This is a genomic window from Allobosea sp. ASV33 (assembly GCF_016428755.1).
Classification (GTDB): Bacteria; Pseudomonadota; Alphaproteobacteria; order Rhizobiales; family Beijerinckiaceae; genus Allobosea.
The window spans coordinates 1-2,318 of record NZ_JAELTI010000186.1; the positions used below are offsets into that span (position 1 = coordinate 1).

The 2,318-nt window shown below is 69.4% G+C and carries 4 protein-coding genes; 1 reads left to right on the plus strand and 3 read right to left on the minus strand.

From position 1 onward, the window contains the following. A partial coding sequence (locus JHD80_RS26955) for an SDR family NAD(P)-dependent oxidoreductase (RefSeq protein WP_199093626.1) occupies positions 1–673 on the plus strand: 673 nt, incomplete at its 5' end. A gap of 6 nt (positions 674–679) precedes the next feature. On the opposite strand, the gene JHD80_RS26960 is transcribed toward JHD80_RS26955, so the two are convergent. The 3 genes from JHD80_RS26960 to JHD80_RS29330 form a co-directional block, all read right to left on the minus strand. After that, positions 680–1,090 carry an NUDIX hydrolase gene (locus tag JHD80_RS26960; protein WP_199093628.1) on the minus strand — a complete coding sequence of 137 codons (411 nt, stop codon included), beginning with the start codon at positions 1,088–1,090 and terminating at the stop codon, positions 680–682. Between the two features lie 13 nt (positions 1,091–1,103). After that, positions 1,104–2,201, minus strand: a complete 1,098-nt coding sequence (locus tag JHD80_RS26965) for an NAD(P)/FAD-dependent oxidoreductase (RefSeq protein WP_199093630.1) — start codon at positions 2,199–2,201, stop codon at positions 1,104–1,106. After that, on the minus strand, positions 2,201–2,318 hold a 118-nt coding region (locus tag JHD80_RS29330; protein ID WP_199093632.1), incomplete at its 5' end, for a hypothetical protein. The genes JHD80_RS26965 and JHD80_RS29330, both read right to left, overlap by 1 nt.

The window sequence follows — 2,318 nt, forward strand, 5'->3', positions numbered from 1 at the left end:
GGCGCTGGCCTTCGCCGCAGCCGGCGCGCATGTCATTGCGCTCGCTCGCACCGCTGGCGCACTCGAGGAACTCGACGACGAGATCGTCGCGATCGGCGGCACTGCGACACTCGTTCCGCTCGATCTCGCCGATGCCGGCGGGCTGGAGAAGCTCGGGCATGCCGTGACGGAGCGCTGGGGCAAGCTCGACATCCTGCTCGCCAATGCCGGCGTGCTCGGCTCGCTGACGCCGCTCGGGCATGCGACCGAGAAAGACTGGGCCAAGGTGCTCGATATCAACGTCACCGCCAACTGGCGCCTGCTCAAGGCGCTCGACCCGGCGCTGCGTGCGTCGGATGCCGGCCGCGTGCTGCTGATGACCTCGGGCGCCGCGCATAAGTGCACGGCCTATTGGGGCCCCTATTCGATCTCCAAGGCTGCCGTGGAGGCCCTGGGGCGCACCTATGCGGCCGAGACCGCGACGACCCCGGTCAAGCTCATGCTGGTCAATCCGGGGCCGCTGCGCACCAAGATGCGGGCCGAGGCGATGCCGGGCGAAGACCCGCAGACGCTGAAGACGCCGGAAGAGCTGGCGCCGCATCTGGTCAGGCTCGCCTCGCCCGACTGGAGCGAGAGCGGCAAGATCTTCGACTTCCCGCAAGGCAAGGTTCTGGCGCCGCAGCCGCCGGTCTGAGGCTGCTCAGCCGCGCGTCAGCGCGGCCTGCACCAGCGTGATCAGATCGGGGATGGTGAGGTTCGGCAGGGCCGCCATCTCATCCAGGCCGAACCAGCGGATCTCGTCATGCTCGTCGACGAGGTTGATGGCCGCTCCGCCCTCCCAGGCACTCACGACATAGATGTGGTGGAGCGCGGCGCCGTTGCGCTCGGGAAAGCGCTCGGCTTCCGAGAGTACCAACTCATAGCGTGTCGGCGTCAGGCCCACCTCTTCGCGGCATTCCCGCAGCAGGGCCTGCTCCAGTGCCTCGCCGGGCTCAACCCGGCCGCCGATCGCGTCCCAATGGCCTGGCCAGGCCTGCTTCCAGACGGCACGCAAGCCGAGAAGCACCTTCCGATCGGCATCGACGAAGAGCGCGCTGACGGTCTCCAGCATGCGCCCGCAATCGTTACTCGGCCCTGAGCCAGCGCAGCAGGCCGGCCTGATCGCCGCTCTCCACGGCGGCCGCAACCCGCCTTCCGACCGCAGCACCGAACTTGTAGCCATGGCCCGAGCAGGCCGAGACCGCCGTCACCCGGCCGATCTGCCGCGACAGAAACTTGCGATCCGCCGTAAAGGTGTAGGCGCAGGTCACGACGCGCTCGACCCGGTACTCGGCGATGCGCGCGAAGGGCGGCGCGAAATAATCACGCAGTTGCTCGCCCTCGCCCGGCCGCGGTTCGCGCTCCTCGTCGGGCTGGCGCGGACGCTTGTGCACGCCGGCGCCGACCTTCAGGCCCGTGCCGTCGACCGGTGGCAAGACATAGCCGTCGACCGTGCCGCCGACATCGACGATGACCGGGGCGGCCTCCCAGGCCGCCTTCAGGTCCGCCGGCGGGTCGAGATAGGCGACCGCCGTGCGATAGGTCGTGAGCACGTCCGCGAGCTCCGGCAGGAGCTTCAGCACCCAGGCGCCGGAGCTGACCACGATGCGGTCGAAGACCGCCGCCTCACCATCGGCAAGGCCGACTCGCCCGCTCTCGGGATCGATCGAGGTGACCGTCGCGCCCTCGCGCAAGGTGACGCCGCGCTCGCGCAGCAGGCGCACCATGTCGGCCGCGATACGGGCCGGGAACAGCGCGCCGCCCTCGGGGCTGAGATAGGCGTAACGGATCGTGGCAGCGTCGATGAAGGGATAGCGCCGGGCGGCCTCCCCCGCGTCGTAGAGCTTGTAGGGCGAGGCCATGCGGTCGAGGCCCTCGCGGTACTCCTCGCCCTCGTCGCCCTCGGTCTGGGAGATGCCGAGGACGCCACAGGGCGCGTAATGCTGCTTGCCGAGATCGGCCCAGAGCTCGCCCCAGGCCTCGAAGGCCTCGGTGATGGTGCGGGCGTAGCCGTCGGCGCCGCCATAGGCGCGCCGGATGATGCGATGCTGGTCGCCTGAGGCCGCATAGGGGTTCGGGATCTGCGGCGCCTGCTCGTAGAGCGTCACCTCATGCCCGCGCTTGCTCAGCGACCAGGCGGTGGAAAGCCCGGCGATACCGGCGCCGACGACCGCGACCTTCATCAGCCCTTGCGCTCCTTGTCATAGGGATTTTCGCCGCCGCGGCGATGCAGCCGGATCGGCGTGCCCGGCAATTCGAAGGCTTCCCGCAGATTGTTGACCAGGTAGCGGGTGTAGGAC

Coding starts and splice junctions, on each gene's coding strand:
- JHD80_RS26960 (WP_199093628.1), bottom strand. CDS start 1,090: ATGCTGGAGACCGTCAGCGCGCTCTTCGTCGATGCCGATCGGAAGGTG.
- JHD80_RS26965 (WP_199093630.1), bottom strand. CDS start 2,201: ATGAAGGTCGCGGTCGTCGGCGCCGGTATCGCCGGGCTTTCCACCGCC.